General features: G+C 49.9%; 12 protein-coding genes. All 12 read right to left on the bottom strand.

Annotated elements, in window-relative coordinates; translation table 11 throughout:
* Positions 1 to 279: 279 nt before the first annotated feature.
* Entirely contained in the window at positions 280 to 1,398 is a 1,119-nt protein-coding gene (gene wbjC / locus KGA96_RS22695) for a UDP-2-acetamido-2,6-beta-L-arabino-hexul-4-ose reductase (RefSeq protein WP_223515027.1), read from the bottom strand.
* 3 nt (positions 1,399 to 1,401) lie between these two features.
* Complete coding sequence (locus KGA96_RS22690; protein ID WP_057713776.1) at positions 1,402 to 2,439, bottom strand: polysaccharide biosynthesis protein; 1,038 nt, start codon at positions 2,437 to 2,439, stop codon at positions 1,402 to 1,404.
* 13 nt (positions 2,440 to 2,452) lie between these two features.
* Positions 2,453 to 3,655 (bottom strand): glycosyltransferase family 4 protein, encoded by a 1,203-nt coding sequence (locus KGA96_RS22685; RefSeq protein WP_223515024.1) that lies wholly within the window; start codon positions 3,653 to 3,655, stop codon positions 2,453 to 2,455.
* Complete coding sequence (locus KGA96_RS22680; protein WP_223515022.1) at positions 3,655 to 4,827, bottom strand: EpsG family protein; 1,173 nt, start codon at positions 4,825 to 4,827, stop codon at positions 3,655 to 3,657. The genes KGA96_RS22685 and KGA96_RS22680 overlap by 1 nt, the downstream gene beginning before the upstream one ends.
* Positions 4,814 to 6,073, bottom strand: coding sequence for an oligosaccharide flippase family protein (locus KGA96_RS22675; protein ID WP_223515018.1), 1,260 nt, complete (start codon positions 6,071 to 6,073; stop codon positions 4,814 to 4,816). The genes KGA96_RS22680 and KGA96_RS22675 overlap by 14 nt, the downstream gene beginning before the upstream one ends.
* Before the next feature lie 427 nt (positions 6,074 to 6,500).
* Entirely contained in the window at positions 6,501 to 7,571 is a 1,071-nt protein-coding gene (locus KGA96_RS22670; protein WP_223515015.1) for an LPS O-antigen chain length determinant protein WzzB, read from the bottom strand.
* A 120-nt stretch (positions 7,572 to 7,691) separates the two neighbouring features.
* Positions 7,692 to 7,871, bottom strand: coding sequence for a LapA family protein (locus KGA96_RS22665; protein ID WP_223515051.1), 180 nt, complete (start codon positions 7,869 to 7,871; stop codon positions 7,692 to 7,694).
* Positions 7,872 to 7,930: 59 nt separating this feature from the next.
* On the bottom strand, positions 7,931 to 8,227 hold the full coding sequence (gene ihfB / locus KGA96_RS22660) for an integration host factor subunit beta (RefSeq protein ID WP_046042607.1): 297 nt from the start codon (positions 8,225 to 8,227) through the stop codon (positions 7,931 to 7,933).
* Between the two features lie 149 nt (positions 8,228 to 8,376).
* Complete coding sequence (locus tag KGA96_RS22655) at positions 8,377 to 8,655, bottom strand: hypothetical protein (protein ID WP_046042605.1); 279 nt, start codon at positions 8,653 to 8,655, stop codon at positions 8,377 to 8,379.
* Between the two features lie 214 nt (positions 8,656 to 8,869).
* Positions 8,870 to 10,561: a 30S ribosomal protein S1 gene (gene rpsA / locus KGA96_RS22650; RefSeq protein WP_007973639.1), complete on the bottom strand. Its 1,692-nt coding sequence runs from the start codon at positions 10,559 to 10,561 to the stop codon at positions 8,870 to 8,872.
* A 120-nt stretch (positions 10,562 to 10,681) separates the two neighbouring features.
* Positions 10,682 to 11,371: a (d)CMP kinase gene (gene cmk / locus KGA96_RS22645; protein ID WP_007985391.1), complete on the bottom strand. Its 690-nt coding sequence runs from the start codon at positions 11,369 to 11,371 to the stop codon at positions 10,682 to 10,684.
* Positions 11,368 to 13,575, bottom strand: coding sequence for a bifunctional prephenate dehydrogenase/3-phosphoshikimate 1-carboxyvinyltransferase (locus KGA96_RS22640; protein ID WP_046042604.1), 2,208 nt, complete (start codon positions 13,573 to 13,575; stop codon positions 11,368 to 11,370). The genes cmk and KGA96_RS22640 overlap by 4 nt, the downstream gene beginning before the upstream one ends.
* Positions 13,576 to 13,578: the final 3 nt, after the last annotated feature.

Genomic DNA, 13,578 nt, shown 5'->3' with positions numbered 1-13,578 from the left:
CTCAACACCCCGGGTAAGGCCGCCGCCGATCACACCTTACCTCCACCGCGTTCGATCTCGGTGGCCACATCCGGTCACTCCGTGGTGCCCAATTCGAAGAAAACGCCAACGAAAAGCTAATACCAACAGACTTTCCGGTCTGCTTTTGAGCCTGTGACGGGGGTGACAAACTGTCAAAAAATCGGATTTACAAGACTACCACTTCAAGGGATCGCAAGCCCCACAAAAGCACAGCGCCGCCCACTCCTTATCTAAGGAATAAAGCGGCGCGCACGATAATTAAGCTTCAGTACCAACAGGAAAGGTAAACGTATCAGGTGCTTCACGATCAAAAATCTCGTTAGCCCAAAGCATAACGATCATTTCTTCACTGCCAGTATTGGTAATGTCGTGACTCCAGCCCGGAACTGTTTCGACAATTTCCGGCTTTTCTCCGGAAGTGAACAATTCGTAAAACTCACCCGAAACAATGTGACGGAAACGGAAACATGCCGTGCCTTTGATGACAAGGAACTTTTCGGTCTTTGAATGGTGGTAATGCCCGCCGCGTGTTATCCCTGGATGCGCAGTAAAGTAAGAAAACTGTCCAGCCTCCTTGGTTTTAAGCATTTCCACAAAAACCCCGCGCGGATCGCCGTGCTTGGGAACTTCGTAAGTAAAACGCTCAGGCGGCAGATAACTCAAATAAGTGGAATAAAGCGCCCTTACAAGCCCCGTTCCGACCGACTCGGTAATCATCGTCTTGCGACTATCACGGAAAGCCGCCAATTGCTCGGAAAGCTCACCCACCGTAATATTGTATTGTGGTTCCACACTAACAAACGGCGAGCCTGACTTTTTCCCTTCCATTACAGCAATGAAACATGCAACTACGTCATCTATATAAACCAGATTAATTCGCGCATGCTGATCATTGACATTGATTGGTAGACCGTGAGCGATATTATTACAAAAAGTCGCAACCGCTGAATTATAGTTAGGACGAGCCCACTTACCAAATACGTTAGGCAAACGAAACAAGTGCACTGCCGAACCATTTTCCGAGTTCAGATCAAGTAATACTTGTTCGGCGCCGAGTTTACTGCTGCCGTATGGGTTATCCAACTCCGCTTGACTCGATGACGTGTACAGCACTGGAACTTTCCGACCACTGAGTCGGATAGCATCACAGAGTGCACGAGTCAAATCGGTATTGCCGATATGAAACTCCTGCGGGTTCAACGGACGATTGACACCGGCCAGATGGAAAATAAAGTCAACCCGCGCAACCAGACTCGGCAAGACGTCCAGGGAATCCTCGCGGGTAAAGCGCACCACTTCGATATCGGACTTCTCGCTCAGATGCGAAATAAGATTCTGGCCGACAAAACCATTGGCACCTGTAATCAGAACCTTCATTGCTTATTCCTCAGGTGTAGCGTGCTCACCACGCTGGATAGCGCGCATAAAGTTCAACTTGAGGAGCAGCTTCTGCATACCTTCTACATCAAGGCGCTCGGTATTATGCGAGTTGTAGTCTTCAGTACGAGAGATTTTGGTCTCACCCTGCTCCACAAACTTGGAGTAATTCAGATCCCGCAGATCTGGTGGTACGCGGAAGTAGTCACCACGATCTTCAGCGCAGGCCATTTCTTCACGACTAAGCAGCGCTTCAAAAAGCTTTTCACCATGACGGGTGCCAATAACCTGAACGGGATGATCTGGCACATTAAGCATATTGATCAATGCTTTTGCCAAAACTTCCACAGTCGCTGCGGGAGCCTTCTGGACAAACATGTCACCATTTGTGCCATGCTCAAAAGCATACAAAACCAGGTCGACCGCATCTGCCAAAGTCATCATGAATCGCGTCATGTTTGGATCAGTCAAGCTTAGCGGTATGCCCGAACGGATCTGATCAACAAACAAAGGAATAACGGAACCACGGGACGCCATCACGTTACCGTAACGGGTACCGCAGATAACCGTATTGTTATCGTTACGGGATTTGGCAACCATTACTTTTTCCATCATTGCTTTGGATATACCCATTGCATTGATTGGATAAACAGCTTTATCAGTACTCAGGCAGACTACGCGCTTAACGTTATTTTGTATCGCCGCTTCCAGTACGTTATCAGTACCAAGCACGTTTGTTTTCACAGCTTCCATTGGATGGAATTCACACGAAGGAACCTGCTTCAAGGCAGCGGCGTGAAAAATATAATCTACTCCACGAGTAGCATTGAGTACACTCTGGAAATCTCTGACGTCGCCAATATAGAACTTCAGCTTGGTGTTTGCGTATTTTTTACGCATGTCATCTTGTTTTTTCTCGTCTCGGCTGAACACACGAATTTCTTTGATATCAGTATCGAGAAACCGTTTCAGCACAGCATTACCAAACGAGCCGGTGCCACCGGTGATCAAAAGCGTTGAGTTACTGAAAGAAATAGCCATGAGAAGACCCCACTTATAGTGATGAAATGATAATACTTCTTGCGTTCTCGACGCTCAAGTACTTTTCGTAATAGCGCCGACCATTGGCCCCTAGCGCTTTACAGAGCTCAGCATCCTTAATCAACAAATCCAATTTGTTTTTTAGATTAGTTACATCCCCCGCCACTACGGCTAAACCAGCACATATTTTGTTTTCAAGGATATCTCCAAAATCCGTAACTGAATCCAAAGATGCAAGCACCGGAAGAGAAACTTTAAAATAATCTAATGATTTAGAGGGAAAGCTCGGCACAGTTAACTTCCTGGACAGAGAAATCAGACCCACATCGCAGGCTTGAACTACATGCTGATACTCATCACGAGGCACGTAGTTGATAAACTTTACGTTCTTTAAACCACGAGTAAGTACCGATTCCTCCAACCTTTCCTTCTCAGTCCCCTTACCAATGAAAAGGAAGGTCACATCATCACCAGTGTAAAGCTCAGCCAAATCGAGAATATTGTCCAATTCCTGGACAATAGACATTGCGCCACCATAAACAGCAATAAACCCTGTAGATGGCAAATCGTACTTCAACCTTATTTCAGACTTGTCTATCGGATCAACCTGCTTGATCTTCGCCCAAAGAGGTAAAATTTCCACACGCTGCTTATCCACCGCCGGAAAATTATCAAACAAGAATTTGGCATTACCGTCAGTCATACATCCGATGCGATCAAAACTTTTGTACATTATTTCTTCAAGATAACGGAAAAAACCAAAAAACAGCTTATTTCTGATAGCACCGAGATCTTTCAAATAATATGGAAAGAAATCCCAGAGCACCAGAAAAGACTGGGAGTGAAATTTTTTCCTAAAATAGCGAGACATCCCCAAAATGGTCACACAAGGCGTATTGGCAATTAACAAGTCGCACTTACTCACTTGCTTTCGCACTTCATGGCGAGCGAGGAAAGGAAACAAGAATATCTTCAGGGAAGTACCGATGACCCCTGTGTTATAAAATATAGCCGGAAGCTTGACCCTGATAACCTTAATACCATCAATCACCTTAGTGAATGACACAGGTTCATTCTTAAGCCACGAGAAAACAACCACCGAGACATTATGCCCTTCCTCATTCAATGAGTAAGCCAACTCATTAGTCAACCAGGCATCTTTTTTGTCATCCGCATATTTGGTAGTAAGCAGAACGATATGTTTACTTGATTTCATTATTTGGACCACAGCACGTCTAATTGGTTGAGCAAATCATTAGTTCGATCTTGCCCAGTCGAATTTTTATGATCATAAAAGAGCTGACTTTGATAGGGTATATAAACAATAGAAAGCGGGCTTGATATAAATCTATAGAATGGCAAGTATGCAATTATCGCAATCACAAAGACAACAATAATACGACTTGCGTATGTCACATACTGTAAAGCCCCGAGTGTACACCCCACAAGGAATATGGCGAAAAAAAACTGATACCGGGTAGATAGAGTTGGGAAGCCAAATATAATCAAAGGAATGAGCAGCGCCAACAAGGCCAACCGATAGGTTTGCAACCCCCACCTATCACCAAGAACCTCAACACTAGAAGACTCACGTCTTACCCAAGCCCCGTATATACATACGAAAAACACTAGTGAAACAACTGCAAATGCAGCCCGATATGCAAAGCTTGCGTTAAAAACATCACGATCCAAATAAACCATGTATTTTGGATTGACGTAAACGATCAAAACCTCAACAACACCTCGAATGATATCAAAAGAAGATACATACAGTGCTACCGAAGCAGCGAAAATCAATGAAAACGTCCTTCGACTTAAAGGAAAAATATAGAGCAATGCAAGCAGCAAAATTCCGCCAACTACCGAATAGTGCAACGAGCAAGCCATCGCAAAGAAGACGAAGGCCGAAATTCTTTTATTTGAAAATAACTTATACACACCTATCAAAAATACACTAACTGCAAGGCCTTGCCTAAGCAGAGAAAACGCAGGTATCAAATAAAAATCTGGAACCGAGTACATTATCGCCATGACAACCAGGCAATACCTCGGAAAAAAGCGTCTCACTGCAAAAGCTATAAAAGCAATTTCCAATATACTTATTACCGCAGAAAACTGCTCGAACGCCAACCCCATACTTGCTGAAAGCTGGACAAGCCACTCATACCCAAATTCAAAATCAAGATAAAAGTCTTCCCCGTTTTGTACTGCTGTGTAATGCGCCTCATAGATTGGCCAATCATATCCGGTTTGAAACTTCAAACCTACGAACAAGGCAAGCAACGTCACCTGTAAAAAAAACAACCATGCCGACGGATGATTATTTTTTCTCAATGAAAGAATGGCCAGCAACCAAACCACAACATATACAAAATTATACTGCGTCATACTTATTGTTCTGTTCTAAAGGCATTGAGTTATATCGAACTACAAAAAACCATATCAACACCATAGTCAGAGAAGCAGCCCCCTGCAGTGGATACCCATAAGCCATATTATTGAAGCCATAAAACCGATAACACAAGATGCAGAAAAGGAGATACATTAGTGCACTAAGCATTTCATAGACGAGATAGAATCGAACATGCTGCTTAGCGATCATCACATAAAGAAACACCCAGCTCAGACACTTGAGAGCATCGCCAATCACATAAACCTTCATGATCCCAGCGGCGGCCGCAAAAGCATCACCATAAATTAACCAAATAGCGAAGCTCGCCAATACGTTTACCGAGACCACCATCACAACAACGAAACCGAGTGCCATTACCCCGATACGACATACAAAACTCGCCAAGGCCCTGCCTTCTTGTGAACTGTACTTAGGTAACAACAACGTAGAAAAGAGGACACTGCATATACCCATGTATATATCGGATAGACGGGTCACTGCATACCACGTGCCTGCCTCAGCCATTGACCCGTTAGTAGATATATAGTCTCGCAGGACGATCTGCACGCCGTAGACTATAATTACCGACCCCAAGGCCATAAGCGAGTAAGACAACAATATCTTTATGACTTCAACATCCAGTCTAACCAGACTCAGTCTTGGAAGTCGAAATCTCGCCGGCAGAAGCAACACACACACACCCGCAATAGCAGGTGCCAGCGCTATTGAATAAACAGCTCCTGGCTTGCCAAAAATAATGGAAAAAGCACACGTCAATAAAGCTGTAAAAAATGCCGTTATGACGGAATACCACAAATACTCACTGTACTTTTGACCACCATTAAAGTAAGAAATAAATAAATTATTCAAACCTATAAAAAAAGCACCTAGAGGCAGAAGCAATAACACCTCCACCCACCCACCCTGCAAGAAAAAATCGGAAATAAGCGTGCTCGAAAAAAGCAAAACCAAAACAAAAGAAAAACTAAAAGCCAGTAGCAGCATCAATGACGATTGCAGGATTCGCTCTTTTGGATATTTATCTTCAGCTATCAGCTTTACCACACCGGAAGTTGTTACCGAGGATGCACCAGCACTTAAAATCTGAAGAAAGGCTTGTATTTGCCCAACTACGGCCATACCGCTCGGCCCAACATAAAACGCCACTACTTTCAGAGATGCGACAGCGAACACTAGTTTAAAAACTGCCTGACAACCAATGTTGATAATTGGCCTAATCATTCTTTTCCGCATCCCTGTCCAACAACCATAACCAGCCCGCCTACCATATACCAACAACAAACACAACAACTTTTAACGGAATTCTAAAGTGTATACACTTTTCCGCCATCCGGTAAAAGTCTTCTATTTGCCCCGCCCGCCATTATCTCCTAGATGACACAATAGCGTTACCAGATTTTGATAGGTAGACACATTTCTACGTATCGGCATGCGCTTTATGGCTTGATACAGCCATCGAACCGTGAACGCTTGCCGCACCACTAGCATCATCCACCGCCCCCCCCTCCGACCAAGCAAAAAAGGGAGGGATTTTCACGCATCTGAAACCGATTATTCAGCGTGGCGAGCGCTATCTTCCCGAACGCTACACAAGCATCCAAACGAACGCCCCAGACGCCCGTGCACCCAATACGGTAATTTACCCACCTCAGGGATGTGAGGAGGGAATCAGAATTTTGGCGCGCAACAAAGGTGCGACATACCCGAACAGCGCCAAAACCAACCCCAGGAAGAGCCCGAAGCACGCCCCCAGTATCAGAATTGATAATTTATTCGGCTTGATCGGACTATCAGGATCATCAACCGCTCCGTCCTGCCGATATACCGAAACACCGGAGGAATCGACGGTCAAATTTTTAAGAAATGAGTACTTAACTTGCAAAACTCGCAGATTCTGAATGAACGGATCGTCAGACTCACGGCTTTCCAAACCTTCAATTTCGGCCTGGAGTGCATCACTTCCACGCATATATAAAGCTTGACTATCCACACCCAGAGACAACTCTCCGGGAGTTTTCCCACTGATAATGACCGGCTTATTCAAACCAATGGCTCTGGCAATCACCAAAGCCTCACTTAGAACCTTTATTTTATCCTCTCGCTCTCGCCGAGTACTTTCGCGGAGACCATTAATCTGTTGTTCCAAGTTACGCGCTCTAACCTGAGCTTCTCTAACCACGTTTTTGATCAATTCACTTTTTGCTGCAACACCGGCATTTTTTACATAAGTGCGCACCCATTCACCAGCTTCCGAAGGATTACCGCTCTGCACAGTAACAGAATAACGGTCAGGGCTTTCCTTTCCCTCCGAAGAGATGACCAACTGCTTTGAGAATTTTTGATATAGACGGTCACGCGAACCCTGGCGTGCATTTTCAGTCAATGACGGCAGATAAACCTCCTCGAAAAAAGATCGCCGTAAGGATTCACTAAAGAGATTACGAACGAATACATCGTAAACATCTTTAACAGAGAAGGGTGGCAAGTCGGAATTCAATATTCGACCATAGTTAAAATCTGCAATATTGCTTTGAGTAGGAGGCAATACGTATATTCTGGCCTCGTACAACGGCTTAGCTGTAAAGGCGTATACCGCCGAGGCAATAGTCACAAGTATGGTTACACTGACAACTATCCACTTCCGCACCCAAAGCGCTTTGATCAAGACAAGAATATCTATCTCATCACTGCTTGTTGGGGTGTTCGAGAGCTGGAGCATGACGATCAACATCCTTAAACATTAGAAAAGTCTTACCTACGAAATAATACAGCCCGCCAATTTTTGAACCGACTAAAATACTACAGCCTTTTTTCATCTTAACTTGAAGCGAATAGACTTCTAACCTCGGTATTTTCTAAGGCTAGCATACCAACTGAATAACGGTCCCACCGCCAAACCAATTAGCAACGACAGCAACATATACAGCGACACTGGAAGCTTAGGCATCAACCAACCTAGAAATTGCACACTAACTAATTCTTGGTTTTCGAGCACGAACGCCACTATCAATACAACCATCAAGATCATCAGGATCAACCCGACGTAACGAATTGGAGCAGCGCTACGAGCCCTTCCACTCACTGTTGTTCCTCCTCGTCTTCATTCACCCGATCCCTCAACTCCTTACCAGGCTTGAAGTGTGGAACGAATTTGCCATCGAGGCTAACGGACTGACCGGTTTTTGGGTTGCGGCCTACTCGCGGCGCGCGATAGTGCAGAGAGAAGCTGCCAAACCCCCGGATCTCGATACGATCTCCGGTAGCCAGACATTGGGACATTTGCTCAAGCATGGTCTTGATGGCCAGCTCCACATCCTTGGATGAGAGCAGCCCTTGATGGGTGACAATTCGTTCGATCAACTCCGACTTCGTCATATTTTTCCCTTCTTTTTCAAGCAGCTAGGTCAGCGCTTCAAAGGTTTTAGCACGCCTGCACGATTTTGAACAGTCTGAGTTTTACCATCTATCCCAGCGCCTCAAAATGCTTGATTCCTGGAACGGGTAGACTCTGGGCGATCACCCTGTTATCGGCAAATCACCAACATAGTGCGCGTCAGGAAACCTGCCGGGTTGAACCCAAACAGCCCCTCCTCCTCTTCCTTGAGATCATCAGACCTTGCAACAACCTGGTAGCCCGCCCCCTTGCATTCCTTGGTCGCGCGCTTGTAACACATGTCCCATTTCGAACCGAGCCCCGAACAATCGACCTCAATGCCGCCAACCCCACGCACTACGTGAGTTTTGGCGTTAGTGGTACAACCCGCTAGCACCAGCACTACTACTGCGACAATGAGCTTGTTCATTCACGTCCTTTTGCCAGAAAGCCTACCAGGCGATCATCAGTCTCAGACTAAAGACTAGCTGCAAATAACCGTTTGATCTGACTAAACAATCAGACATTTTTTGGGCATTTTTGGTTCACGGTCCGAGCAAATCAAGCTGGCCAAAATTCATTCACTAAATTACAGGCACAAAAAAGGGCGACCGAAGTCGCCCTTTTTTACAGAAAATCAGAACTTAGTTCTGCTTTTCCATTTGTGCACGCAGCAGGTCACCCAGGGTGGTGGCCACAGGAGCATCAGTAGCTACTGGCTTGTCGCGCAGGCTCTGGATTGCTTCTTTCTCGTCTTCAACGTCTTTCGACTTGATCGAGAGCTGAATTACACGGCTCTTGCGGTCAACGCTGATGATCTTGGCTTCTACTTCTTCGCCTTCTTTCAGAACGTTGCGCGCGTCTTCAACGCGGTCACGGCTGATTTCGGAGGCTTTCAGAGTCGCTTCGATATCGTCGGCCAGAGTGATGATGGCGCCTTTAGCGTCAACTTCCTTCACGATGCCTTTAACGATGGCGCCTTTGTCGTTCTCTTGAACGTACTCGGAGAACGGATCGCTTTCCAGTTGCTTGATACCCAGGGAGATGCGCTCGCGCTCTGGGTCAACCGACAGGATAACGGTGTCCAGCTCGTCGCCCTTCTTGAAGCGGCGAACGGCTTCTTCGCCCACTTCGTTCCAGGAGATGTCGGACAGGTGAACCAGACCGTCGATACCGCCGTCCAGACCAATGAAGATACCGAAATCGGTGATCGACTTGATGGTGCCGGAGATTTTATCGCCCTTGTTGAACTGGCCAGAGAAATCTTCCCATGGGTTAGATTTGCACTGCTTGATGCCCAGGGAGATACGACGACGCTCTTCGTCGATGTCCAGAACCATAACTTCCACTTCGTCGCCGACTTGTACGACTTTCGAAGGGTGGATGTTCTTGTTGGTCCAGTCCATTTCGGAAACGTGTACCAGACCTTCAACGCCTTCTTCCAGCTCAGCGAAGCAGCCGTAGTCGGTCAGGTTGGTTACACGCGCGGTAACGCGAGTGCTTTCTGGGTAACGGGCTTTGATAGCAACCCATGGATCTTCGCCCAGCTGCTTCAGGCCCAGGGAAACACGATTGCGCTCGCGATCGTACTTCAGAACCTTGACATCGATCTCGTCGCCAACGTTGACGATTTCGGAAGGATGCTTGATACGCTTCCAAGCCATGTCGGTAATGTGCAGCAGGCCATCGACGCCACCCAGATCGACGAATGCGCCGTAATCGGTGAGGTTCTTGACGATACCTTTGACTTGTTGGCCTTCCTGCAGGGATTCCAGCAGAGCTTCGCGCTCGGCGGAGTTCTCGGCTTCCAGGACGCTGCGACGGGAAACGACAACGTTGTTGCGCTTCTGGTCCAGCTTGATGACCTTGAATTCCAGCTCTTTGCCTTCCAGGTGCGTGGTGTCGCGCACTGGACGGACGTCAACCAGAGAACCTGGCAGGAACGCACGGATGCCGTTAACGTCGACAGTGAAGCCGCCTTTAACCTTACCGTTGATAACGCCCTTGACCACTTCTTCGGCTGCGAAGGCTGCTTCCAGAACAATCCAGCATTCAGCGCGCTTGGCTTTTTCACGGGACAGCTTGGTTTCACCAAAGCCGTCTTCAACCGAGTCCAGAGCAACGTGAACTTCGTCACCGACGTTGATGTTCAGTTCGCCAGCGTCGTTGTAGAACTGCTCAAGCGGGATGAGTGCTTCAGACTTCAGGCCAGCGTGAACGGTTACCCAGCGAGCCTGGTAATCGATATCAACGATAACACCGGTGATGATGGAGCCTGCCTGAAGGTTCAGGGTTTTTAGGCTTTCTTCAAAGAGTTCCGCAAAGCTTTCGCTCATTTTAATTCCTGTTGATGAGGGCGAAGAATACGCCCATCTCCACACCCCAGACGGTGTGGGTTAGTTTCATTTAAAAGAAGCCACCGCAGGACTATGACTGGTCCCCTGCGGCCTTCTTGGTCACCCGGCGATATCGCGAATGGCGATCTCGCTCATGATGCGTTCCAGCACCTGGTCGATGGATAATTCCGTGGAATCCAGCTGTATGGCGTCAGCCGCCGGTTTGAGCGGGGCTACCGCTCGCTGGGTGTCACGCTCATCGCGCGCACGTATCTCATCTAGCAGACTCGACAGACTAACACCCTCGACCTTGCCCTTCAACTGCAAATATCGACGGCGCGCCCGTTCCTCGGCACTGGCGGTCAGAAAAATCTTCAGCGGCGCGTCAGGAAAAACCACTGTGCCCATGTCGCGACCATCCGCCACAAGGCCCGGCGCCTCCTGAAAGGCTCGCTGGCGCTGCAGCAGCGCCTCGCGTACAGCGGGCAGCGCAGCCACCTGGGAAGCGCCGGAACCGACGCTTTCGGTGCGAATGACATCGCTGACTTCATCACCTTCCAGAATGATGCGTTGCAACTGACCGTCCGTCGCCGCGATGAACTGCACATCCAGATGAGCGGCGAGTTTCTTCAGCAGCTCTTCATTGGTCAGGTCGACACCGTGGTTATGCGCGGCGAAGGCCAGCAATCGGTACAACGCACCGGAATCCAGCAGGTTCCAGCCCAGGCGCTTGGCCAGAATCCCGGCTACCGTACCCTTGCCCGAACCACTTGGCCCATCAATAGTGATGACCGGTGCAATGTTGATCACGACTGTGCCTCTTGTGCCACGCGAATACCGACCTGTGCGCACAGCGCCAGGAAATTCGGGAACGACGTCGCGACGTTGGCGCAATCATGAATGCGGATCGGCGCACTGGCGCGCAGCGAAGCAACGCTGAACGCCATGGCAATACGGTGATCACCATGACCGTGCACTTCACCGCCGCCGATCTGGCCGCCGTCGATGATGATGCCATCCGGGGTTGGCTCGCACTTGACGCCCAGCGCCAGCAAACCATCCGCCATGACCTGGATGCGATCCGACTCCTTGACCCGCAGCTCTTCGGCGCCTCGCAACACGGTGCGCCCTTCGGCACAGGCCGCGGCGACGAACAACACCGGGAACTCGTCGATCGCCAGCGGGACCAGCGCCTCGGGAATCTCGATACCTTTGAGTTTAGCTGCACGTACGCGCAAGTCAGCCACCGGTTCGCCACCCACTTCACGCTGGTTTTCCAGAGTGATGTCGGCGCCCATCAGGCGCAGGATGTCGATCACACCGGTACGGGTCGGGTTGATGCCGACGTGCTCCAGCACCAGCTCCGAACCTTCGGCGATCGATGCCGCCACCAGAAAGAACGCCGAAGACGAAATATCGCCCGGTACCTCGATGTGGGTCGCGGTCAGTTTATTGCCGGACTCGACCGATGCGGTCGCACCATTGACCGTTACCGGGTAGCCGAAGCCACGGAGCATGCGCTCGGTATGGTCGCGGGTCGGAGCAGGCTCGGTAACCGTGGTCCTGCCTTCGGCATAGAGGCCGGCAAGCAGCAGGCAGGACTTAACCTGGGCACTGGCCATCGGCATGGTGTAGGTCAGGCCCTTGAGCTTGTTGCCACCACGAATGGTCATCGGAGGGCGACCTTCAGCGGCGGTTTCGATTACCGCGCCCATTTCACGCAGCGGGTTGGCCACGCGATTCATCGGGCGTTTGGACAGCGAAGCGTCGCCGGTCAGGGTGCTGTCGAAGTTCTGCGCAGCCAGCAGGCCGGACAGCAGACGCATCGAAGTACCGGAGTTGCCCAGGTAGATCGGGCCCGGTGCCGGCTTCAGGCCATGCAGGCCGACGCCGTGAATGGTCACGCGACCGTGGTGCGGACCTTCGATGACCACGCCCATGTCACGGAACGCCTGCAAGGTCGCCAGGGCATCTTCGCCCTCCAGGAAACCTTCGACTTCGGTGACACCTTCGGCCAGGGAGCCAAGCATGATCGAACGGTGGGAAATCGATTTGTCACCCGGTACGCGAATCCGACCGGACAGGCGGCCACCAGGTTGAGCCAGGAAAATCAGATCGTTGGAATTCATAGCGTCCACATAGGCCCTGCGGGCCAGGATTTTACTGAAATGCTCGCGGGCAACCCGGGCGCGAGTGAAAACGCCCAACAATTGGTGCCCATCCCCTGCATCGACCGCGTCGCGCAATGCGTCGAGATCGCTGCGAAATGTATCGAGTGTGCGCAGGACAGCTTCGCGGTTGGCGAGGAAGATGTCGTGCCACATGACCGGGTCGCTTCCGGCGATTCTTGTGAAATCGCGGAAACCGCCCGCAGCGTAACGGAAGATCTCAAGATTTTCATTGCGCTTGGCCAACGAATCGACCAGGCCGAACGCCAGCAAGTGCGGCAGATGGCTGGTCGCGGCCAGCACTTCGTCGTGACGCTCGACCTGCATGTGCTCGACATCGGCACCCAACTCGCGCCACAAGCGGTCGACTACCGCCAAGGCTGCCGGATCGGTCTGATCCAGCGGCGTCAGGATCACTTTGTGGCGACGGAACAGCTCGGCATTGGAGGCTTCCACCCCGCTCTGCTCTGAACCGGCAATCGGGTGCCCCGGCACGAAGCATGACGGCATCTTGCCAAATGCTTCGGTGGCCGCACGCACCACATTGCCCTTGGCACTGCCGACATCGGTCAGGATCGCCTGCCCCAGATCCATGCCCGCCAGACGCGCGAGCACTTTTTCCATGGCCAGGATCGGCACCGCCAGCTGGATGACGTCGGCGCCCTGACAAGCAACGCCCAGGTCCTCCTCGCAGCGATCCACCACACCCAACTCAACCGCGAGTTTGCACGATTGTGGATCGAGATCGACTCCGACCACTTCGCGGCACAGACCGCTTTCACGCAAACCCTTGGCAAACGAACCGCCGATCAAACCGAGACCGACCACCACCAGGCGACCGATCATAGG

It is taken from the genome of Pseudomonas sp. GL-R-26, assembly GCF_019947365.1.
In the GTDB taxonomy this organism is placed as follows: Bacteria; Pseudomonadota; Gammaproteobacteria; order Pseudomonadales; family Pseudomonadaceae; genus Aquipseudomonas.
The sequence above is the reverse complement of the archived record's forward strand: the minus strand, read 5'-3'. Positions and strand labels throughout refer to the sequence as shown.